The organism is Micromonospora sp. NPDC049171 (assembly GCF_040648275.1).
In the GTDB taxonomy this organism is placed as follows: domain Bacteria; phylum Actinomycetota; class Actinomycetes; order Mycobacteriales; family Micromonosporaceae; genus Micromonospora.
On sequence record NZ_JBEZDJ010000008.1, the window covers coordinates 150,259 to 171,887 of the forward strand.

General features: G+C 73.2%; 16 protein-coding genes and 1 pseudogene. 9 read left to right on the top strand and 8 right to left on the bottom strand.

What is annotated here, in order from left to right; all coding sequences use genetic code 11:
• The first annotated feature begins 131 nt into the window (after positions 1 to 131).
• Together AB0B14_RS12775 and AB0B14_RS12780 are read left to right on the top strand one after the other, a co-directional pair.
• A complete protein-coding gene (locus tag AB0B14_RS12775) occupies positions 132 to 950 on the top strand; it encodes a class I SAM-dependent methyltransferase (RefSeq protein ID WP_357079764.1) in 819 nt (272 codons plus the stop codon).
• A gap of 57 nt (positions 951 to 1,007) precedes the next feature.
• Positions 1,008 to 1,571: a YciI family protein gene (locus AB0B14_RS12780; RefSeq protein ID WP_357522504.1), complete on the top strand. Its 564-nt coding sequence runs from the start codon at positions 1,008 to 1,010 to the stop codon at positions 1,569 to 1,571.
• A 96-nt stretch (positions 1,572 to 1,667) separates the two neighbouring features.
• On the opposite strand, the gene AB0B14_RS12785 is transcribed toward AB0B14_RS12780, so the two are convergent.
• Positions 1,668 to 3,902: an adenylate/guanylate cyclase domain-containing protein gene (locus AB0B14_RS12785; protein ID WP_357522505.1), complete on the bottom strand. Its 2,235-nt coding sequence runs from the start codon at positions 3,900 to 3,902 to the stop codon at positions 1,668 to 1,670.
• A 193-nt stretch (positions 3,903 to 4,095) separates the two neighbouring features.
• On the opposite strand from AB0B14_RS12785, the gene AB0B14_RS12790 reads away from it, so the two are divergent.
• The 5 genes from AB0B14_RS12790 (at position 4,096) to AB0B14_RS12810 (ending at position 12,542) form a co-directional block, all read left to right on the top strand.
• Positions 4,096 to 6,993, top strand: a complete 2,898-nt coding sequence (locus AB0B14_RS12790) for an AAA family ATPase (protein ID WP_357522506.1) — start codon at positions 4,096 to 4,098, stop codon at positions 6,991 to 6,993.
• A 135-nt stretch (positions 6,994 to 7,128) separates the two neighbouring features.
• On the top strand, positions 7,129 to 7,899 hold the full coding sequence (locus tag AB0B14_RS12795) for a DUF5995 family protein (RefSeq protein ID WP_357522507.1): 771 nt from the start codon (positions 7,129 to 7,131) through the stop codon (positions 7,897 to 7,899).
• Positions 7,900 to 8,271: 372 nt separating this feature from the next.
• The gene (locus AB0B14_RS12800; protein WP_357522508.1) at positions 8,272 to 8,673 is read left to right on the top strand and encodes a hypothetical protein; all 402 of its coding nucleotides are present in this window, start codon (positions 8,272 to 8,274) and stop codon (positions 8,671 to 8,673) included.
• Between the two features lie 87 nt (positions 8,674 to 8,760).
• Complete coding sequence (locus AB0B14_RS12805; RefSeq protein ID WP_357522509.1) at positions 8,761 to 10,857, top strand: amino acid transporter; 2,097 nt, start codon at positions 8,761 to 8,763, stop codon at positions 10,855 to 10,857.
• A 173-nt stretch (positions 10,858 to 11,030) separates the two neighbouring features.
• Positions 11,031 to 12,542, top strand: a complete 1,512-nt coding sequence (locus AB0B14_RS12810; protein ID WP_357522510.1) for a hypothetical protein — start codon at positions 11,031 to 11,033, stop codon at positions 12,540 to 12,542.
• A gap of 84 nt (positions 12,543 to 12,626) precedes the next feature.
• Here the strand turns inward: AB0B14_RS12810 and AB0B14_RS12815 are convergent, their stop codons facing one another.
• Both AB0B14_RS12815 and AB0B14_RS12820 read right to left on the bottom strand, forming a co-directional pair.
• The gene (locus AB0B14_RS12815) at positions 12,627 to 13,586 is read right to left on the bottom strand and encodes a TIGR03557 family F420-dependent LLM class oxidoreductase (protein ID WP_357079790.1); all 960 of its coding nucleotides are present in this window, start codon (positions 13,584 to 13,586) and stop codon (positions 12,627 to 12,629) included.
• A gap of 183 nt (positions 13,587 to 13,769) precedes the next feature.
• Positions 13,770 to 13,976, bottom strand: a complete 207-nt coding sequence (locus AB0B14_RS12820; RefSeq protein WP_030327576.1) for a hypothetical protein — start codon at positions 13,974 to 13,976, stop codon at positions 13,770 to 13,772.
• Between the two features lie 250 nt (positions 13,977 to 14,226).
• On the opposite strand from AB0B14_RS12820, the gene AB0B14_RS12825 reads away from it, so the two are divergent.
• Both AB0B14_RS12825 and AB0B14_RS12830 read left to right on the top strand, forming a co-directional pair.
• The gene (locus AB0B14_RS12825) at positions 14,227 to 15,054 is read left to right on the top strand and encodes a hypothetical protein (protein WP_357079794.1); all 828 of its coding nucleotides are present in this window, start codon (positions 14,227 to 14,229) and stop codon (positions 15,052 to 15,054) included.
• Complete coding sequence (locus tag AB0B14_RS12830) at positions 15,051 to 15,809, top strand: Asp/Glu racemase (protein ID WP_357522511.1); 759 nt, start codon at positions 15,051 to 15,053, stop codon at positions 15,807 to 15,809. Before AB0B14_RS12825 ends, AB0B14_RS12830 begins: the two co-directional genes overlap by 4 nt.
• A 15-nt stretch (positions 15,810 to 15,824) precedes the next feature.
• Here AB0B14_RS12830 and AB0B14_RS12835 read toward each other — a convergent pair whose 3' ends face one another.
• From AB0B14_RS12835 to AB0B14_RS12855, 5 genes and pseudogenes are all read right to left on the bottom strand, one after another.
• Complete coding sequence (locus AB0B14_RS12835; RefSeq protein ID WP_357522512.1) at positions 15,825 to 17,033, bottom strand: low temperature requirement protein A; 1,209 nt, start codon at positions 17,031 to 17,033, stop codon at positions 15,825 to 15,827.
• Between the two features lie 287 nt (positions 17,034 to 17,320).
• The gene (locus AB0B14_RS12840) at positions 17,321 to 18,475 is read right to left on the bottom strand and encodes a hypothetical protein (protein ID WP_357522513.1); all 1,155 of its coding nucleotides are present in this window, start codon (positions 18,473 to 18,475) and stop codon (positions 17,321 to 17,323) included.
• A gap of 330 nt (positions 18,476 to 18,805) precedes the next feature.
• Complete coding sequence (locus AB0B14_RS12845) at positions 18,806 to 20,155, bottom strand: NAD(P)/FAD-dependent oxidoreductase (RefSeq protein WP_357522514.1); 1,350 nt, start codon at positions 20,153 to 20,155, stop codon at positions 18,806 to 18,808.
• 106 nt (positions 20,156 to 20,261) lie between these two features.
• Positions 20,262 to 20,579 (bottom strand): annotated as a pseudogene (locus AB0B14_RS12850) (TcmI family type II polyketide cyclase); the annotation flags it as partial.
• A gap of 90 nt (positions 20,580 to 20,669) precedes the next feature.
• A complete protein-coding gene (locus tag AB0B14_RS12855; RefSeq protein WP_357079809.1) occupies positions 20,670 to 21,467 on the bottom strand; it encodes a BTAD domain-containing putative transcriptional regulator in 798 nt (265 codons plus the stop codon).
• Positions 21,468 to 21,629: the final 162 nt, after the last annotated feature.

Sequence of the window (21,629 nt, forward strand, 5' to 3'; positions counted from 1 at the left end):
CTCCAAGGGCGTGCGCGGGCGGTGTGCTCGGCCGACCTCCCACCTGACGCTCGGCCCGGTGCCAAGAGGCTGACAACAGATCTCGTTCGATATCGTGGCGGCCACCACCGAGATCCGTGAGCGGGGGAGCAGTGCCAAGGACGGCTTTCGACGAGCACGAGCGGTCGCGCTGGGCCGGGCGCGCGAAGGCGTTCGACAGCAGCTTCGCCGCCCTCTGTGCCCATCCCGCACCTGCGTTGCTGGACGCCGCTGGCATCGCGGCGGGCATGCGGGTGCTGGACGTGGGCACCGGTTCCGGGACCGTGGCCGGGTCGGCGAGCGCTCGTGGCGCGACGGTCGTCGCCGTCGACGCCGAGCCCAGCATGGTCGAGCTGGCGCGCGGCCGGGTGCCAGCCGCCGAAGAGGTCCGCCTCGCGGCCCTGCCGCACCTGCCGTTCGCCTCGCGGTCGTTCGACGCGGCCGTGGCGAACTTCGTGATCAATCACGTCGGTGATCCGCTGGCCGCGATCAGCGAACTGCGACGGGTCGTCCGGCCGGCCGGACGGATCGCGGTGACGATCTGGCCCGACCCGCCGCCGGAGGCGCAGCGGTTGTGGGGCGTGGTGTTCGACGCCGCCGGGGTCGACCGTCCGACCTCGGTGCCGACCGTGGACGCGGAGCGGGACTTTCCGCGTACCCCCGAGGGTTTCGCGGGTTTGCTCGACGCCGCCGGCCTCACCGACGTGCGCTGCGACACGATCACCTGGGTGCATCGTACCGACCCCGAGGCCTGGTGGAGCGGCCCGGCCAACGGCATCAGCAGGGCCGGCCTGGTACTGGCGGCCCAGCCACCGGACGTGCGCACCCGGATCCGTGCCGCGTACGACGAGCTGACCGCCGCCTACCGGGACCGCGACGGCCTGCTCGCGCTGCCGACCGCGGCGCTGCTGGCCGCGGCTTCCGTGCCGTAGGCGGCGGAGCGACACCCGGCCGTCCGCGGGTGCGGCGCCACGTCGAGAATGCGGGGCATGGAGTTCCTGTGCTACCACCGCGACCGGCCCGGCTCGGCGACGTTGCGCGACGAGTTGTTGGCCGAGCACTGGTCCTACATGGATCGGTACGGGCAGGAGTTGATCGCCCGCGGCCCGACCTTGTCCGGCGACACGGCCACCGGCAGCGTGCACATCGTCGACATGCCCGATCCGGCCGCCGCACGGGCGTTCGCCTTCGACGAACCCAACTACCAGGCCGGCGTGTACCGCGACGTGCTGCTGCGCCGATGGCGCAACACGCTGGGCCGCACCATGTGGGACTTCCCCGGTGGTCGGACCGGCGGCAACCGCTACCTGGTGCTGGGCCTCGGCGCGGGGCAGCCCGTCGACCTGCCCCTGCCACCCGACCCGGACGAGCTGATCGCGTACGGGCCGCTGCTGTCCGACGACGGCGCCACGTGGCTGGGCACCGCCGCGCTGGTCCGGGCACCGACCCCGGACGCGGCGCGCGCCATCCTGACCGTGGACCGGTACGCCGACGTCGAGGTGCACAACTGGCAGTTCGGCGGCCGGCCGTCGGGGGACAGTGGTTCGTCGTGACGCACCCGCCTCGGCCGGGGTCCTCGGGCCTCGAGCTGGACCACTCCGAGTCGGATAGTGGTCTCACCCCGACTCGATCCGCCGCGCGGCGGACCCTCAGGCCGAGTCGGCCAGGCCGTCCGGCTGGCGGATCAACGGCGGGCGGGGTACGGCGCGCCTCGCGCTGGGCGTAGCGCCGACACCGGGTCCGGCCGACCTCGCCACGACGGGCACCACGCGGATCGCCACCGGGACGCGGTCGACGTCCGAGGGCCAGTGACCGCCCGCGTTGGCCCGCGCCGCCGACACCGTCGCGGCCGAGGCCGGCGGCAGGTCACCGGCCGGTGCGACGGCTCGGAGCCGGTTGACGCCCGCCGCACGGTTGGCTCCCCGGGGCAGCGCGGCCGGCGGAGTCGCCATCGTCGGCGCGGGAGGGCGCGGCGGGCCGGATCCTGGCGCGGGGGCCAGCGCCACGAGGGCGGTGTCCCGGCCGACCCGGGAGCGCACCGCGTCCAGCCGTACGACCTCGGCCGGCCGGGTGGCCGAGCCCTCGCCGACCGTACGCGCGGCGGGGTTCACGGCAGCGCCGGGTGGCCGGCTGGCGGTGTCCTGGCGGGGTACGCCGGCGGCCCGGCGGGTGAAGACGGCCCGCAGCGCGCGGGGCAGCCGCTCGGCGGCGACCTGGCGCAGCGCGGGCGCGGCGAAGACGTACCCGTCGGCGTGGTGGGGGAGCAGCAGCCCGGCGGCGACCAGCCGGCGCAGTGCCGGTGCGGACCGGCCGGGCGCCCAGCCGAGCGCCCGGTCGACCGCCGCGCCGGAGATCACGCCGCCGAGGACGCCGGCGGCCATCAGGACCGCCCGCCGCTCACCGTCGAGGTGGTCCAGCTCGGCGCCGACGGCTCGGCGTACCGCCTCGGGCAGCGGGAGCGCCACCGGGTCGGCCCCGTCCATGATCGACGCGACGTACGCCGCCGCGTGCCCGGGCCGGCCGCCGACCAGCGGCAGCAGTCGGTCCACCAGGGCCACCGGCTGGCCGGCCCGGGTCAGGAGAAGGCGCAGCAGCCGTCCGGACTGCACCGTGGCCAGCGGTCGGATCGTCACCCGGCGGGCTGGCCCGGGCCGGGTGTCGGCCCACTGTGGTTGGTGCAGGGTGATGACCGCCAGCGGTAGCCCACGTGCCGTCGCCGCGCTGAACAGCCCGTGCAGGAATCTGCTCACCGCGGGCGCCGCGCGGTCCACGTCGTCCACGGCGACGATCAGTGGCCCCTGGTCGGCCAGGCGCAACAGGATGTCCTGGCAGGCCGCCGCGCCGGCCAACGCCGCCGACGAACCGTCCGGGGTGGTCAGCATCCGGTGCAGCGCCGGGACCGCCGCCGCGACGCGAGCCGGCGGGAACAGCGCGGTCAGAGCGGCGACGAGCCGGTCGTGGACCGCCGCGGGGCCGTCGCCGCGACGCACCCCGACGAGACCGCGGAGCAACTCCGCGACCGGTGCCAGGACCTGATCGGGGTACGGCTGGCAGGTCGCCACACACCAGCGCACCGGCACCCCGTCCACCGTGGTCAGCCCACGGGTCAACTCGTGCAGCAGTCGACTGCGGCCACTGCCGGTGGGCCCGACCAGGGAGACCCAGCGCGGGTTCTGCTCCCGGATCGCCACGGTCAACTGGTCACGGATGGTGGCCAGCTCGCGGCGGCGGCCGATCAGCGGGCCGTCGTGCCGGTCCGCGCCGGGACGCACCGGACCGACGGCGTGCCACACCGGCACCGGCGGCACCCGGCCGGCGACCTGCACCGGCGTCAACTGACGCTGGGTGATCAGCCCGGCGGTGGCTCGTGCGGTGGCCGCGCAGAGTGCGACGGCGCCCGGTGAGGCGTACTCCTGCAGGCGGGCCGCGGTGGTGATCACCGCGCCGCTGGCCACGCCGTGCCCGCCGCTGACCGCACCGCCCAGGTCGACCACGACCTCGCCGGTGGCGACACCGACGCGAACCCGGAGTCGGATGTTCCCCACCATCGACCGGCGGTCCAGCGCGGCCTGGATCTCCAGTCCGGCGCGCACCGCCCGGTACGCGTCGAAGCCGTCGGAGTGCCGGGCACCGAACAGCGCCATCACCGCGTCGCCGACGTACTTCTCGACCACTCCCTGCCAGCGGTGCAGCACGCCCGCGACGGTGTCGAAGTAGACCCGTTGCAACGCGCGGACGTCCTCCGGGTCGAGTCGGTCCACCAGTGCCGTGGAGCCGACGATGTCGGCGAAGAGCACGGTGACGGTGCGTCTCTCCTCCGCTACCGGCCAGCGCGATGTCACGCTGCGTCGCGCGTCGCCGACGATGATCCTGGTGGTGGTCATGGTGGCGCACCAACCCTTCTGCCTGCTGAGGCCTGATGACCTCCGGAGATTGGCATTCCTGGGCTGACGGGGGATCTGCAGAACGACGTATGTCGGCCACCCGCAACCTTTAGTCGCAAAGTCGACGCGAGGAGTACCACAAGCGGCAGTTGGCCGTAGAACGGTTCGGGGACCTGTGATTAGGCTGCGTGCCATGGCCAGCGATGTGGACACCGCACCGCTCGTGGGCCGGGCCGAGCTGGTGCAGACGGTTCGGTCCGCGTTGCTCGGTGACGCCGCTCACGGGCAGACCGCCGCCGTCTTCCTGACCGGCGAGAGCGGTGTGGGCAAGACCCGACTGTTGGGTGAGATCGGGGTGCGGCTGCGTGAGCAGGGCGCCGTGGTGCTCACCGGCAGCTGCCTGGACATCGGCGACGCCTCCCCGCTGCACCCCCTGCTGCAGGCGCTGCGCCGCTTCGACGCCGACCTGGCCAGCACGCACGCGCGCACCTCCTCGGCGGTGCGTGGGCTGCTGCAGATGTTCGCCGACGAGACCGCCGGCCCGGACGGCGCGGGCGCGCTGCTGGAGCGGGTCAGCCGCGGGCTGCACCTGATCGCCGAGGGCCGACCCCTGGTGTTGATCCTCGACGACCTGCAGTGGGTCGACCGCAGCACCCGGCAGTTGCTGCTCTACCTGTTGGCCGGCCTCGGTGACCTCCAGCTCTCCGTGCTGGCGGCGGTGCGCGCCGAGTCGTTGCAGGGCGCGCACCCGCTGCGCCGGGTGCTCACCGAGCTGCGGCGGCTGCGGACGGTGCGGGTGCTCGACCTGGCACCGCTGGACCGGGCCGACACCGAGAAGCTCGCCGCCGCGGTGGTGGGTCGGACGCTGCCGGCCGACGCGGCCGAGCAGGTGTGGCAGCGCAGCGGTGGCAACCCGTTCGTGATCGAGGAGTTGGCCCGCGACCTGCGCGACGGCCGTGACGGTCTGTCCGAGACGCTGCGGGAGATCTTCCTCGACCGGGTCGACGCGCTGCCCCAGCACGCGCACGCGGTGGTGCACGCGGTGGCCGCCGGCGTCGAACCGGTGCAGCACTGGCTGTTGGCGCGGGTGCTGCGGATGCCCGAGGACGAGCTGATCGACGCGGCCCGCGCCGCGGTGGCACACCGGCTGTTGGTCGGTGCCGACGACGGCTACCGGCTGCGGCACCGCCTGGTCGCCGAGGTGCTCGCGCACGAGCTGCTGCCGGCCGAGCGGTCCGGGCTGCACCGCCGCTACGCCGAGGCGCTGACCGCCGCGCCGGGCGAGCTGCACCAGGCCCGGCTGGCGCACCACTGGCGGTTGGCCGGTGAACCGGCCCGCGCGTTGCCGGCGGCGGTGGCGGCCGCCCAGGAGGCCGAACGGCTGCACGGTTACGCCGAGGCGCACCGGCACTGGTCGGCGGCGTTGCAACTGGCCGGTGACCCGGGGCCGCTGACGGTGGACCGGGTCGAGCTGCTGGAGAACGCCGCCGAGGCGGCCCACCACAGTGGTGAGCACGCCCGCGCGCTGGCCCTGCTGGAAGAGGTGGCCGGGCTGCGCGGCGGCGAGCCGAGCTGCGCGCTGCACATCCGGCGGGCCCGCTATCTGGCCGCCGCCGGTCGCTCGGCGCTGGCCGAGGAGGAATATCAGCGGGCGTTGACGGCGGCCGACTGCTCCCCACGTGACCGGGCCAACGCCGCGGCCCGCCTGGCCGAGCTGCTGCTGCATCTGGGTCGCTACGCCGACGCCGGCCAGCGGGCCCGGGAGGCGCTGGCGTTGGCCGCCGACGTGGAGGGCTCCGCCACCGAGGTGGTGCTGGCCAGCTCCGCGCTGGGTTTCAGCGACGCCTACCTGGAGGACCCGGACGCCGGCCTCGCGGTGATGCGCGACGCCCTCGACACCGCCGAGCGCGCCGGCCAGCCCGAGGACGTGGCCTGCGCGTACCTGCACCTGGCGGAGCTGCTGACCGGGCCGCTCAACATCCTGGAGGAGGGTGTGGTGGTGGCCCGGCGTGGTGCCGAGCGGGTCGCCGAGCTGGGGCTGGGCCGTACCTGGGAGACCCGGCTGCTGGCCGTCGCCATCAACGGGCTGTTCCGGGTGGGCCAGTGGGCCGAGGCGGAGAAGGTGGTCGCCGCCGCCCTGCGGCACCGGCCGTCCGGTGCGGACGCCGTCGAGCTGCTGTTGGCCCGGTGCCGGCTCTCGGTGGGCTACGGCGACATCGACGCCGCCAGCCGCGACCTCGACGCGGTGGCGACCCTGCTCGCCGGCGGCGGGGCGCGGCACGTCATTCCGCTGCTCACCCTGCGCGCCGGGCTGGCCATGTGGGAGGGCCGGCACGAGGTGGCGCGGTTGGCGGTGCAACGGGGCCTCACCGAGAGCCGTTCCGACGACGTGACGATCCTGTCGGCGCTGATCTGGCACGGCCTGCGCGCCGAGGCCGAGGCGCACGCCAGCCGCACCGTGGCGGTGGACCAGACGGTGGTACGCCGGCTGCGCGACGTGGCGGATCGGGTGGCCCGCAAGAGCGTGGGCGCGGCTCGTCCGGTGCGGTCGGTGGTGGAGGGGTTCCTGGCTCTCTGCGCCGCGGAGGTGAGCCGCCTGGACAGCAGCGACCCGGAGTTGTGGGCCGCGTCGGTCGCCGAGTGGGACCGGCGCCACCACCCCTACCCGGCGGCGTACTCGCGGCTGCGGCAGGCCGAGGCGCTGCTGGCCCGCCGCAGCCGGTTGGCCACCGCCGGCAAGCTGCTGCGGGAGGCGTACCGGGTGGCGCAGGGGTTGGGCGCGGCACCGTTGACCTCGGAGATCCGCGAGCTGGCCGGGCGGGCCCGGGTGTCGCTGGAGGAGCACGAGGCCATCACCGCCACGCGCGGCGCACCGGCCGAGGCGTCCGACGACGAGTTGGCGGCACTCACCGCGCGGGAGCGGGAGGTGCTCGCGCTCGTCGCGGAGGGGCTGACCAACAAGGAGATCGGGCAGCGGCTGTTCATCAGCGAGCGGACCATCGGGGTGCACGTGTCGCACATCTTCGACAAGCTCCAGGTCCGCACCCGCGTGCAGGCCAGCGCGATCCAGTTGCGCAACCTCCGAAGCTGACTCGACGTACCGTCCACTGGCGCGTGTGCGCGCCGGGATACGTCGTTCTACTGATCCGGCGGGTGGGTGTCGGCTGAAAGGCTGGGCCGCGTCGACGACGGCACGGGGGATGCCGCCGACCACCATGGAGGAGAAATGACCGAACCGGTCTGGGGGCCCGTGCACCGGGACATCGTCGACCTGCTCGCCGACCATCCCGCGGACGTGCCGGCCGTGGTCGATCACCTCACGAAGTTGCAGGACATGCTGGTGCGGCTGCCTCCGTTGGAGGCCAGTTGCCCCCTCGCCGACTTCAACAGGCTCTACCTGACGATCACCAGCAGCGTGTTGGACGGGTTGTACGACGACCGCTTCGTCGACCCGGCCTTCCTCTCCCGGCTCGACGTGGAGTTCGCCGCGCGCTACTTCGACGCGATGCGGCTGTGGACCGACTCGAGTCCGGGCACTCCGAAGGCGTGGTCGTGTCTGTTCGAGCGGATGCGGGGGCCGGACGCCCGGCCCCTGCCGTCGGCGGCGGCGGGCGTCAACGCGCACATCAACTTCGACCTGCCCTTCGCGCTGGTGACGACGTTCGACCACCTGGAGTCGGAGCCGGTCGACGGCACTGACCAGCACCACGACTACCTGGAGATCAACAAGATCTTCGCGGACAAGATCCCCGGCCTGCGCCGGGGCTATCTGGAGCGGTGGCAGCTGCTCATCGACATGCTCAACGGCGACATCGACGACTGGTACCAGGGGGAACTGGTCGAGTACACCCGCGATGTCGCCTGGCGCAACGCGCAGAAGATCTGGCGGTGCCGGCACGATCCGGACGCCCGAGAGTGTGAGCGCACGCGGTTGGACGACAACGCCGCGGCGCTCGGCCGGCTACTGCTCTCGCCCCTCGGGGCGTTCCTGCAGTAGCCGGGACGGGGGGTCCCCGCGCTCCGCCCCGTGGGGGGTGGCGGAGTGCGGGGACGCGTCCCACCAGATCCGCCCACCCGTGGGCCCGCCGACGTCCGGTCGGCCCGCGGGGAACAGCCGGTCGGCGCGGGGGGTGTCGACCGGCTGCCACCGTCGGCCGGCCCGGGGGGTGCCGGCCGGCGGTGGGGGAGGGCTGTGCACTGCTCTGGTCGGTGCCGGATATCCGGGGTGTCGGCGGGCTCGTACCGGGTACGCCCGCGCCATGACCGTCCTGGCCCGGCGCCGCCCCGCCGCCCGTCCCCGGCCCGCGCGGCCCGGCCCGCTGCGGCCGGGTGGCCCGGTGCCGCGACCCACCGCCCGACCCGGTGCGCGATGACCGGTGCCGCCACGCGGTTCGCGTTCCGTTTCGATCCGCTGTTCCGCCCGGTGTTGGCGGTGCTGGGGGTCCGCCCGGCGACCGCCTGGGTCGTCGTCACCGACCGGGACCTGATGATCCGGTACGGCCCGTGGCGGCTGCGGACCGACCGGGACAACGTGACAGCCGTCGAGCTGAGCGGCCCGTACCGCTGGTGGCGGGTGATCGGGCCGCACCTGTCGCTTGCCGACGGGGGTGCGAGCTTCGGCAGCAGCACGGCCGGCGGGATCTGCCTGCGCTTCGGCAGCCCGGTGCCGGCGGTGGTGCCGGGCGGGCGGCCACGACACCCGGCGGCCACGGTGACCATCGCCGATCCGCCCGCACTGGCCCGTCTGCTCGCCGTTTCGGACCAGTCCTGAGCTGGCCGGCCACGTGCCCGGTTCCGCCGGACGGGCCCCGATCTTCCGCCTACCGTCGGAGCAGGACCTGTGAGGGTGGGACGGGCGATGGGTGACGAACACCGGGCGAAACCACGACGCTGGAACGGACGCCGCCACGCGCCGACCGGGCCGGACCCGGCGCTGCGGGCGGCCCGTGACCCGGCCCGCCCGCACCGGGGCGGACGCCCGGGTGTCGTGGTGCCCGAACGGGTGGCGACCGCGGCGCGGACCGGGCCACCGGCCAGCCCACTGCGCCGGTGGCTCTTCCAGCACCAGGTGCAGCCGCCCGGCCCGGAGTCGGGGGAGGGGCAGAACCGCCGGCACGCCTGGTGGCAGGTGATGTGCCTGACCGGCGTCGACTACTTCTCCACGCTGTCGTACCTGCCGGGCATCGCGGCGGTGGCGGCCGGTGCGCTCTCCCCGCTGGCGACCCTGTTGATCGTCGCGCTCACCCTGTTCGGGATGCTGCCGATGTACCGGCGGGTGGCCCAGGAGAGCCCGCACGGGCAGGGGTCGGTGGCGATGCTGGAGCGCCTGTTGCCGTTCTGGCGGGGCAAGGTCTTCGTACTCGTGCTGCTCGGCTTCGTGGCCACCTCCTGGATCATCACGATCACCCTGTCCTCGGCGGACGCCACGGTGCACCTGCTGGAGAACCCGTACCTGCCCGACGCGCTGCACGGCTCCGCCGTCCCGGTTGTGGTGACAGTGGTGCTGCTGCTCATCCTCGGCGGGGTGTTCCTGCTCGGCTTCCGCGAGGCGGTCGTGGTGGCCATCCCACTTGTCGCCGTCTTCCTGGCGCTCAACGCGGTGATCGTCGTGGTCGCCGCGGACCGGATCGTGCGGGACCCGGGCGTCGTGTCGGACTGGACGGCCGCGCTGACGACGACCGGCGGTGGGCCGGGCGGCGTGCTGCTCACCGCCGTGCTGGCGTTCCCGCTGCTGGTGCTGGGGCTGTCCGGTTTCGAGACCGGGGTGAGCATGATGCCGCTGGTCCGGGCCGACGGGGCGGACACGCAGGCCCGGCTCGCCGCCCGGATCCGCAACACGCGCCGGCTGCTCACCACCGCCGCGCTGATCATGTCGGTGTACCTGGTCTCGACGACCTTCGTCACCACGGCGCTCATCCCGAAGGAGGAGTTCCGGCCCGGAGGCCCCGCCAACGGGCGGGCTCTGGCGTTCCTGGCGCACGCCCAACTGGGTGAGGTGTTCGGCACCGTCTACGACGTCAGCAGCGTGCTCATCCTCTGGTTCGCCGGCGCCTCGGCGATGGCCGGGCTGATCAACATCGTCCCGCGCTACCTGCCCTCGTACGGGATGGCGCCGGAGTGGGCGCGGGCGGTGCGTCCGGTGGTGATCGTCTACACCGTCGTCAGCGTCGCCATCACCGTCGCCTTCCGGGCCGACGTCAACGCCCAGGCCGGGGCGTACGCGACGGGCATCCTGGCGATGATGGTCTCCGGCGCGGTGGCGGTGACCATCTCCGCGGCCCGCCACCGCCAGCGCGCCAGCGCCGTCGGCTTCACCGCGCTGACCCTGGTGCTGCTGTACGCGTTGCTGGAGAACGTCATCGAGCAGCCGGACGGGATCACCATCTCCGCGTTGTTCATCCTCGGCATCATCGTGGTCTCGTTGGTCTCCCGGGTCACCCGGACCACCGAGCTGCGCGCCGAGCGGATCGAGTTCGACGAGCCGGCCCGTCGGTTCATCACCGAGTCGCTCGCCCACGACGGGCAACTGCACCTGATCGCGAACAAGAGGCAGAGCGGGTCGGTGAAGGAGTACACGGTCAAGGAGCGGGCGCAGCGGGGGATGAATCCGGTGCCCGGGGCGGCGGACGTGCTGTTCCTGGAGATCGACGTGGTCGACCCGTCGGAGTTCAGTCAGGTGCTGCGGGTGCACGGGATCGAGGTGGGCGGCTTCCGGGTGTTGCGGGCCAGCAGCCCGGCCGCGCCGAACGCGATCGCCGCGATCCTGTTGGCCCTGCGCGACGCCACCGGGGTTCGCCCGCACGCGCACTTCGAGTGGTCGGAGGGGAGCCCGATCGCGCACCTGGCGCGCTATCTCATCCTCGGTCGGGGAGACACCCCGCCGGTGGTACGCGAGATCATCCGGCGGACCGAGCGGGACCCGCTGCGTCGCCCCGGGATCCACGTCGGCGGCTGACCGGTTGACCGTTTGGCGGAGTTGAAAGATGAATAGGGGCACTATTCACGTTCACACCTTCCTGTCCGTATTGCGGACCTATCGTGACGTTTGGCGGCCGGCGCTACGTCAGGCCCCCCGCGCCCGGATCGGGGCGCGGCCACGTCTTGCTGGCAGGAAGGCAGGCACCCTTGATGTCCACGTACCGAGGAGGAGACCGCGAGATCCGACCCAGACGGCGGTCCCGATGGGTCTTGGCCAGCGGCTTGCTGGCGGGAAGCCTGGTCGTGGGAGCGGCCGGCGTGGCCGGTGTGGCCGCCGCGGCCGACCGCGACCTCTCCCTCCCGGGTCTGGGCCGGCTGGGCACGGCCTCCGCACGTGACGACGACCGCCGTGCCGGCGATCAGGCGGAGCGCGACCGGGACGGCGCCGAACGGGGCCGTGCGCCCGGCCCGGGCACCGGCAAGCGGGGTGTGGTGTCGGTGCCGTGCGACGCCGCGAAGCTGGTGGCGGCGTTGGTGACGGCCAACGCCCAGGGCGGCGCGGAGCTGCGGCTCGCCCCCAAGTGCCGCTACCTGCTCACCGAGGCGTTCCACGAGACCGACCAGTACGACGGGGGGATCCGGGACGCCCGGGAGGCGGCCGACGCCGCGGAGACCCCCGGTGACGCCGACGCGCCGCCGCACAACCCGGCCGACGACACCGCCGGCCTGCCGGTGGTGTACCAGCCCATCACGATCGACGGCGCCGGCGCCACCATCGCCCGGGACGCCCAGGCCGCGCCGTTCCGCTTCTTCACCGTCCGCGACGGCGGCGAGTTGACCCTGCGCGACGTGGAACTGCACAACGGCCGCTCGAACATCGAGGGCGGCAGCGTGCACGTGGTGCACGGGGCGACCGCCGTGGTGGAGCGGGTCACCGTCTCGCAGAGCACCTCGCTGTCCCCCGAGGGCGGTGGCGGTGGGATCTTCAACGACGGCAACATGGTGGTCACCGACTCCACCTTCGTCGGCAACAGCGCCTCCGGCGCCGCGGGCAAGGGCGGGGGCCTGCTCAACGGCGGTGTGCTGACGCTGAAGCGCTCCGAGTTCCACAGCAACAGCGCCAACGGTTACGGCGGCGGGCTCGGCAACTACCGTGGCGCGGCCGACGTGGAGAGCGTCTCGTTCACCCAGAACAGCGCGGGCCAGGGTGGCGGGCTGGCCAGCTTCTCGGCGCGCACGAAGGTCTCCGACACCGAGTTGCTGAACAACACCGCGCAGGTCGGCGGCGGTGCCGCGAACTCCGACGCGGTGCTGGTGATGCGCACGATGACCATCCGGGGCAACACGTCCACCGTCAACGGGGGCGGCATCTCGACGGTGAAGGGTCTGACGCCGCTCGACGACAGCGTCATCGACGGCAACACCACCCACGGTGTCGGCGCCGGCATCTACGCCGAGAAGGCGAACCTGCTGCTCCGAGGCAGCGACGTGACCCGCAACGAGGCGGTCGGCGCCACGTCCAGCGGCGGTGGCATCTACGCGAACGCGGGCTCGGTGGCGATCTACACCAGCAAGATCACCCACAACGCGTCGACGGTGAAGCCGGGCGGCATCTTCGCCTCCCACGCCCAGGTCAGGATCGACGACGAGAGCGTGGTCGTCGAGAACGAGCCGACCAACTGCGAGGGCAGCGCGGTACCCGTCGCGCGCTGCTTCCGCTGAGCGCACCCGCGCGCCATCCCGAACGCCCAGCCGGCCGCCCGGACGATCACCGCGATCGTCCGGGCGGTCGACGTACCGGCGCTGTCAGGACATGGCGCGCAGCCGTGCGGCGAGGGTGCCGGCGAAGAAGTCGAGGAAGCCGTCCGGGTCGGGGCCGGCGTTCTGCAGGACGATGTGGTCGAAGCCGGCCTCGACGTACGACCGGACCTTGGCCACGTGCGGCTCGGGGTCGGGACCGACGGCGAAGAGCTGCCGGATGTGCTTCTCCTCCACGTGTGCGCTGGCCGCGTCGAAGTTGACAGGGTTCGGCAGTTCGCTCATTACCTTCCAGCCGGTGACCAGCCACCGGCTGGTCCGCATCACGGCCTGCACCGCCTGCTGCTCGTCGGTGGCCCACGCCAGCGGAACCTCGGCGTAGCGCGGGCCGGCGCCGCGAGCCCGTCGGTAGTGCTCGACGATCGAGGCGTCCGGCTCGGTGGCGAACAACCCGTCGCCCAACTCGGCGGCGAGCTGGGCCGACGCCTCTCCACTGGCGGCCACCGCGATCACCGGCGGGGTGTCCGGCAGGTCGAAGACCCGGGCGTCCTCCAGGTGCAGGTGCCGGCCCTCGTAGGACTGGTAGCCGCCCTGCCAGAGCAGTCGGATGATCTCCAGGGCCTCGCGCAGGCGTTCGTGCCGGCCTCGGACGCTGGGGAAGCCCTGCCCGACCACGTGCTCGTTGAGTCGTTCACCGGCGCCCACCCCGAGGGTGAACCGACCGTCGGAGACCAACGCCATGGTCGCCGCGGCCTGCGCGATGATCGCCGGGTGGTAGCGGACGGTCGGGCAGGTGACGCCGGTGGCCAGACGCAGGGTGCTGGTCTTGGCGGCGATGGCGCCGAGCACGCTCCAGGTGAACGACGAGTGGCCCTGCGCCTCCAGCCAGGGGTGGAAGTGGTCGCTCATCTCGACGAAGTCGAAACCAGCCCGCTCGGCCAGGACGGCCTGCCGGATGATCTCCTGTGGGCCGTACCCCTCCGCGGCCAGCTTGTACCCGATCTGCATGCCACGCTCCCGATTCCGTCCGCCGAGTGACGCCGGGTCGGTTCCCGACCTCGGGGCCGACAAACACCGCCGACGAGCGCAAACCAGCCTCCTAGGACGCCGTGCGGGGTGTGCGGTGACCGGACGCGGACAGCGAACGGCCCGCGCCCCGGGGTGGGGGACGCGGGCCGGCGGCGTCAGGTCCTACTTGGACGGCTCGGGCAGCTTGCAGTCGACCTTGGGGTTGGCACCGATGTAGTTCAACGGACCGGCCACGATGGTGACCAGGATGGTGCCGGCCTCGGCGCAGTTGGTGTCGTCGCCGCTGTAGTAGCCACGCTGGCCGGCGGCGATCGCGCCGATCACCAGCCAGATCACGACGATGACTCCGAGTATCGAGGTGCCGCGCATCGCTGCCTCCTGAGGATATGTGGTGGAGCTGAGGTGCAGCCGTTGTACCCAATCGGGTCGTGCGGCTAACAGATACCGGCTCCGGACCACTGGATCCTCCGTCCGGCCGATGCCGTTCGCCGTTGCGTACCGCCCGGGATCGGCCGCCCGCACCGGGTAACGCGTGTCGGCTATCGGATCGGCGACCGACCCGGCCGCCACACGCTTCGGCGGACGTAGAACTGCCTCACGGCCCCGCCGAGGAGGACTCATGGACGCCCCGACACCGCCCCTCTACATCGACCGTCCCGAGGACGTCGCGGTCGCGGCCCGCGCGCTGGCTGGCGGCGCGGTCGTCGCGGCGGCGTTCGCCAACTTCTACGTCCTCGTCACCCGTCCCGACGCGGCCACCGTACGCCAGCTCAACCTGGCCAAGGGTCGTCCCGCGCAGCAGGTCGGCAGCATCACCACCGCGGTCGGCCGGATCCCGGGCATGTTCGACTGGACGCGGATCTCACCACGGTTGCCGGTCGGCCGGGTGCGGGCACTGATGGACGCCCTCTACGGGGCTGGGCCGTTCGGCTTCCGGGGGCCGGCGGCGGAGCGGCTCCCCGAGCACCTCACCCAGGTCGACCAGGGGTTGCGGACCACCCAGGTGATCGCACCCGGCCTGACCTGCCCGTCCAACGCCTTCTTCGAGCGGGCGCTCGCCGAGACCGGCTCGGACCATCTCTACATCACCTCGGCGAACCGGTCCCGGCACCTCACCGGGGCGGCCGAGGAACCGGCGCACTGGAAGATCGGTGCCCTCGCCGCCGACTTCGCCCACCTCGACGACCTGGTGGTGCTCGCCCACCGGGACGAGGCGGCGGCCCGCGCCGCCTACCCGGGCTACCTCACCACCTCGGTCACCCTGCTCTCCTTCCACGCCCCGGAGGGTGAGCTGGAGGAGCCGCCCGTGCTGACCGTGGACCGGCACGGCTCGCTGCACCTGGACGACGTCCGCCGCGCCGCCGCGCCGCTCGGCCTCCAGGTGCGCCTGGGCGGCACCGCCGAGCAGCGGTTGCAGGCCCGGGCGTACGCGGGGGCGCTGGTGTGAGCGACTATCGCATCGGTCTGGTGGTGCCCAGTTCGAACACCACCATGGAGACCGAGATCCCGGCGATGCTGCGCCGCCGCGAGAGCGTCGACGCGACTGTCCGCTTCACCACGCACGCCAGCCGGGTACGTCTGCGTCAGGTGACCCCCGACGAGTTGGCCCGGATGAACCGCTCCGCCCTGCGGTGTGCCGCCGAGTTGGCCGACGCCCGCTGCGACGTGCTCGCGTACGCCTGCCTGGTGGCGGTGATGTGCGAGGGCGCGGGCGCGCACGAGCGGGCCGAGCGGCGGTTGGGTCGGGCGTCCGGTCGCGCCGGGCACGACATGCCGGTGGTGACGAGTGCGGGCGCGCTGGTCGCCGGGCTGCGGGCACTGGACGCCCGCCGGGTGGCCCTGATCGCGCCGTACCTGCCGCCGTTGACCGCGACCGTCGCCGCCTACCTCGCCGCGCACGGTGTGCAGGTGACCGAGGCGGTGAGCCTGAGCGAGCCGGACAACGTGGCGGTGGGGCGCATCCCCACGTCCCGCCTGACCGAGTTGGCGCAGCGACTGGACGTGACAGGCGTGGACGCGGTGGTCCTCTCCGCCTGCGTACAGCTGCCGTCGTTGGCGGCGGTGCCGTGGGTGGAGGCCCGACTCGGCCGCCCGGTGCTCACCGCGGCCACCGCCACCGTGCACCAGCTGCTCACCACGCTGGGCGTCGATCCGTACGTGCCGGACGCCGGCCGGCTGCTCGCCGGGTCGACCGCACCCTGAGCGGGCCGGTTGGTGTCAGTGCGGTGGGGACGGGGCCTCCGCCGGTTTGCCGTAGCTGCGCCGGAAGTCCGCGTAGGCCACCCCGACCAGCACCAGGAGCGCGCCGAGCGAGGCGAACACCGGCGGCAGGAACAGCACGGCGGGCGCGATGGTCAGCAGTGCCAGCACACCGCCGGGGCGCGACACCGACACCCGGCTGAACACCTCGTACTCGAAGGAGGCCCGGCCGGCCAGGAAGAGTGCCGGGCCGCCGAGGATCACCGCCGCCCAGGCCGGCGGCGTCCGCCCGGCCGGCTCGTGCAACACGAGGTCGAAGCCGGCCGCCGTGGTCACCACCCCGGCGACCATCAGCAGATGGGTGTACGGCGCGGTGAACAGGAACTTGCTCGGTGACCCCGACCCCTTGATGGCCATGGGTAGCAGCTGACCGGACTTGTGCACGTAGATCCGCCAGAGCAGCAGGGTGGTCAGGAACGCCACCGCGAACACGCCGATGTTCTGCGTCTCGCTGTGCGCGGTGCTGAACATGGTGCCGATGGTCAGGATGGCGTCGCCGAGGGCGATGATGAAGAACTGCTGGTAACGCTCGGAGAGATGCTCCGCGGTGACGTTGCGCTGGGGTTCGGGCACCACCCCGAGCCCCGGCACCGGGTATGCGAGCCGGAAACCGACGTAGTCGATGACGAGCGCGACGGCCCAGCACGCCAGGCGGGCGTCCTCGCTGACGAACGCGCCGATGATCCACGGAATCGCGGACACCGCGAACCAGATGAAGATGCGTGCCGCGCGGCGCTGGGTCTGCGGTTCGCGGCGGACGGCCGGCATCAGGAACAGTCCGCGCCCGAGGTGGATCGCCACGTAGGTGCCGGCGAAGGCGATCCCGCGGTCGCCGAACGCCTCCGGGATCGCCGTGGTCATCAGCAGCGCGCCGAACATCACGGCGCTGATCAGCAGTTTGATCTCGGTGCGTTCCGGGTTGTACAGGTCGGTGACCAGGGTGGTGATCACCCAGGTCCACCAGACGGCGGCCAGCAGGATCAGCGCCTGGCCGGCCCGGTGCCAGTCGAGCTGGTCGACCATGCCCCGGGAGATGAGCGCCAGGGCGACCACGTACACCAGGTCGAAGAAGAGTTCGAGGAGGGTCACCCGGCGCGGGGCCTCCGGGTCGCGCACCGGCGGGCGCCGGGCCCGTGGGGACCCGGGCTCCGGCGCGGCGAGGTGCACGGCTACTCCTGCGGAACCGGTCGACTCGACGGACCCGTCCGGTCCACCTGAACGGACGGTAACGATCGGTCGACCGCCCGGCCGCGAATTCGCCGTGCCTTCCCCCAACCGAGGTGATCGACTCGGCTTCCTGCATGTCGGGGTGTCTGGGCGGGTTGGCTGGCCCGGTTTTCTGAGAGCCGAGTCGATCACCCCTTCGGTGGGGGCCGTGGATGGTGCGGCCTCGACGGCCGAACCCCCGGCCTACCGTCGCGTCAGACGGTGGACCGGGGGTTCGATGTCGTACGTCAGGACGGGTTGCCGCCCGGCAGCACGGCGGCCATCTCGTCGCCGGCACCGGCGAGCACGCGGGCCTGCTGTGGCCAGGTGGCCAGCCCGGGCGCGGCGCGCAGGCCGGCGGCCCGGATCAGGTCACGCAGCGCCGCCTCGTCCAGCGCACCGAGTTGGACGTACGTGCGTACACCGGCGTCCTGCAACGCCGCCGCCATCTTCGGCCCGATCCCCTGGATCCGGCGGAAGTCGTCGGCCGGGCCCGTGAGGTCGGCGTCCGTGCCGTTGGCAGCGGTCGTCACGACCGGAGGGGTCGCGGCCACGGCCGGTACGACCGCAGGCACGGCCACCGCCGACGACTCCGGCTCGGCGTCCGCGTCCGTTGGCACTGCTTGCACGCCGTTGGCGTCCGTCGGGTCGGTGTTCCGCGCGTCGGCGTTCACCGGCACCGCGGCCTCGGCCGCCACCTCGCCGGCCAAGCTGGTCGCGGTCGGCTCGTCGGCCAGGTCGGCCGCGGTCGGCTCGTCGGCCGGGCTGGTCGCGGTCGGCTCATCGGCCGGGGTGACCACGGTCGGCTCGTCGGCCAGGTCGGCCGCGGTCGGCTCGTCCGCCGGGCTGGTCGCGGTCGGCTCGTCGACCGGGGTGACCGACGTCGGCTCGTCGGCCTGGCTGACTGCGGTCGGCTCGTCGGCCGGCGCGGTGTCGAGCGGAAGGTCGTCCGCGGGCCGGCGGGGGGCGATCACGGCCGCCGGGGCGGGCTGCTCCTCGACGGTGACCGGCTCGGGGGTCGACTCCACAACGGGCTCCGACGGCAGGTCAGACGCGTCGGACGGTGCCGACGGTGGGGCCTCGGTCAGCGCCATGTCGGCCGGGTCGACGGTGCTCGGGGCGTCCGCCGGGACCTCCACCGGTGTGGGCCCACTGTCCGGTCCGGTGACGGCGGCGGGCGCGCTGACCGTGTCCACCGGCACCGGTTCGTCGGCGACCGCGACGGGGGCCGGGTCGATGGTGGCCGCGGGCCGGGCCTCGTCGGTGGTGGCCGGCGGCGTCGGCGTGGCGATCACCGCCAGGCCGGCTACCGGATCTCCGTCCACTATCGAATTGCCCTGCACGCCCCGCCGGCCGCGCAGCAGCCACCCGGCGGCCAGGCCCAGCAACAGTGCCAGTACCACTATCAGCGAGTGTCCGATAGACCACGCCACGGCGAACCTCCCTCTCAACTCGTTGGAAAAGGCACGAGAAAAACTCGCCGCAGCTTCGCACACGCGTGTTGCCGGCAAGTGAGAGGATCGGCCGCAGGCGTCCCGGTCGGGGTGACCACCTCAGGCGGTGCCCGCCGAGTAACGCAGCGTCGCACCGAACAAGCGGCGTCGCCACCAGAGCGGCGTCGCCACCAGACAAGCAACGTCGCACCAGGACGACACGAAGACCCGGCACGACGAGACCCGGCACGACGAGACCCGGGCCCGGCGGGGGACGCCGAGCCCGGGCCGATGTCTGACTCAGGCCTGGTCGCCCTCGTAGGTGTGGAAGTCGTCGACGAACCGGCGCCGCAGCCGGGGTACCCGACTCGTCACTCCGAAGTAGCCGCGCGCGCCGAGCAGCGCGAGCCGACCCACCACCGGCCGGTACATCCGGTCGTCGCCGCTGGTGCCGCTGCGGTTGAGCGATTCGGCGACCCGCGCGAAGCCGTACGGCACCATCGCCGCCTCGTAGTCGGCGACCGCCTGCACCAGCGTCTTGTCGCCGGTGGCGGCGCGGCCGAGCTGTTCGCAGAGCAGGCGGGCGTCGCGCAGTGCGGTGTTCGCGCCCACCCCGCGACCCGGGGTCATGGTGTGGATGGCGTCGCCGAGCATGGTGACGGTGCTGCTCTTCCAGGGCGGCACCGGCTCGGACGTGGACACCCGGATCGGTAGGGCACTGGCCGGGTCCGCCCGGGTCAGCAACTCCCGTAGGTTCGAGTGCCAGTTCGAGGTGAGGTCCAGGGCGACGCGTACCAGGTCCTCGCCGCGGCGTTCCATGACGTCGGCGGGGAATCGGCGACCCGTGCTCCAGATGATCAGGTTGATGTTGTCGGTGGTGGTGTCGTGGGCCAGGCCGGGCCAGTTGCGCAGCAGCGCGGCGTCGGCGTCGCTGACGCCGGGTTTGATCGCCCGGCGGGCGTCCCACTTGAACTCCATGACGTGCAGTACGCCCATCATCCCGCCGACGCCGAAGATCAGGGAGATGCCCTGGCGGACCCGCTCCGGGACGAGGCCGCGGGTGTGCGCGGTGAGCGGGATGCGGGTGGCGATGTTGATGGTGCCGGCGTCGCGGGTGACGGCGTGCGGCAGGTACTGGCGGCGTACCGCCGAGTGGGTGCCGTCCGCCGCCACCAGCAGGTTGCCGGTGGCGCTGGTGCCGTCGGCGAAGTACGCGGTGACCGTGCCGTCGTCGCGCTGCTCGTAGCGGGTGAAGGTCTTGTCGAAGTGCACCACGTCGTCCAGGCCGGTCAGCAGCACCTGGCGCAGCACCATCCGGGCCACCGAATGTTCGGTGTGTACCGGGTCGGCGCTCGGTCGCAGGGGGAAGGACGCGGTCTGGCGCAGCCCCTGGGTGACCACGTTGAAGTAGTGCGGCGGCCGCGCGCAGGTGGCCAGGAAGGTGGCGAACAGTTCCGGGGGCAGGCATTCCCGCAGCGCCCGGCTACCGGTGGGGCCGATGCCGACCCGGTAGCCGAGCAGACCGTCGGCGCGGTCGCGGTGCCGCTCGTAGACGGCGACGCTGATCCCGGCGCGGCGCAGGCCGTGCGCCAGGCACAACCCGCCCGTGCCGGCGCCGATGACCAGAACGTGCGGCGGTGCGCCGGACATCTCAACCGGCCGGTCGCGCCGCGGGCGCGTCGGTACCGGCCGGTCGCGCCGCGGGTAGGTCGGTACTGGCCGGTCGCGCCGCCGGCCCGTCGGTACTGGCCGGTCGCGCGTCCCACCGGTAGAAGCAGCCGGCGATGGCGTCCCGGGGGGAGCGCCAGGTCGGCAGGTACGGCGAGGTGTGCGCGGAGAGCCGTTCGTTGACCTGTTGGAAGAGCGGGTGGTTGCGGGCCGCCGCGAGGGCGTCCGGGTCGACGTCGTCCGAGGTCTCCAGCAGGTGTACGCACAGGTCGTGCAGGCAGTACAGGGACCGGTGCGTGACGCCGGTCAGACCGGGCAGGTCGGTGGCGTCGGATTCGGCGAAGATCTGCGCGACCCGCCCCTCCGCGCCCGGGATGATCCGGCTGACGATCAGTAGACGACTCATGGGACCCCTTCCGCCGGTGGCCTCCCGACCCTCGGATCGGCGCCACGTGCTCTGTGCGCCTACCGTGCCGCAGCGTCTGTCACATCTCCGTCACGTACGCCGGCCCGCCGGTGACGGGCGGTCGGTGACGGCGTCGCGGGTGGCCTGCCGGATCGGGGCGAGCGTGTCGTCGAGCAGGGCGCTCATCGCGGGGCTCGGCTCCAGACTCAGCTCCCTGCGCAGCAGGTCCCGGTAGACGTAGAAGGCGTGGACGGCCTCGAAGGCGTTGCCCTCGGCCAGGTGGATGCGGACCACCAGCCGGTGCGGTGTCTCCCGTAACGGCTCGGCGGCCATCGCCTCCAGCGCGGCTTCCAGGGCCTCGCCGTGTCGCCCCGCGGTGAGGTGTTGCCCGGCGACCTGTTCCAGCATGTGCAGGCGGAGTTGGCGCAGTCTCTCCCGGTCCAGCAGCACCCAGTCGTCGTACCAGCCGGGCAGGAGGTCGTGTCGGCCGGCGGCGAGTGCTCCCGCGGCGATGCCGGGGTCGTCGCCGTCGCGGACCCGGGCCGCGGTGCCGACCAGGTCGTCCACGTCGAGCCGGACCGTCGGGTCGAGCCGTACGGTGTCGCTGGCCACGGTCATCGGGCAGCACGGGTCCTGCCGGAGTCGCCACAGCGCGGTGCGCAGTGAGGACAGCGCTCGTTCCTCCGAGGCATCGGGCCAGAGCAGGCCGGCGAGTTGGCTGCGGGTGGCGCCCGGGCGCAGCCCGATCAGCGCGATCACCCGTTGCAGCCCGCGGGGCACCACGACCGGCATCGCCTCGCGCAACAGCCGGAAACCGCCGAGCAGGTGGAGTGCGACGCCCTCTCCGGGTGGGCCCCCGGCGGTCGGCACGGACGGGTCAGCGGTCACGGCGGCACCCCCTGCGGAACGCTCGTCCCGACTGTCTGCTGTGGCCCGGATCGGTTGCCCGTGACGCCACTGTCGGCCCCACCGGTGCAGGCGCGGCCCTCGGCTGCCGGGCGCGGCCCCGCCCGCCGAGGCTGCCGGGCTGACCACGGTGAAGATTATCAA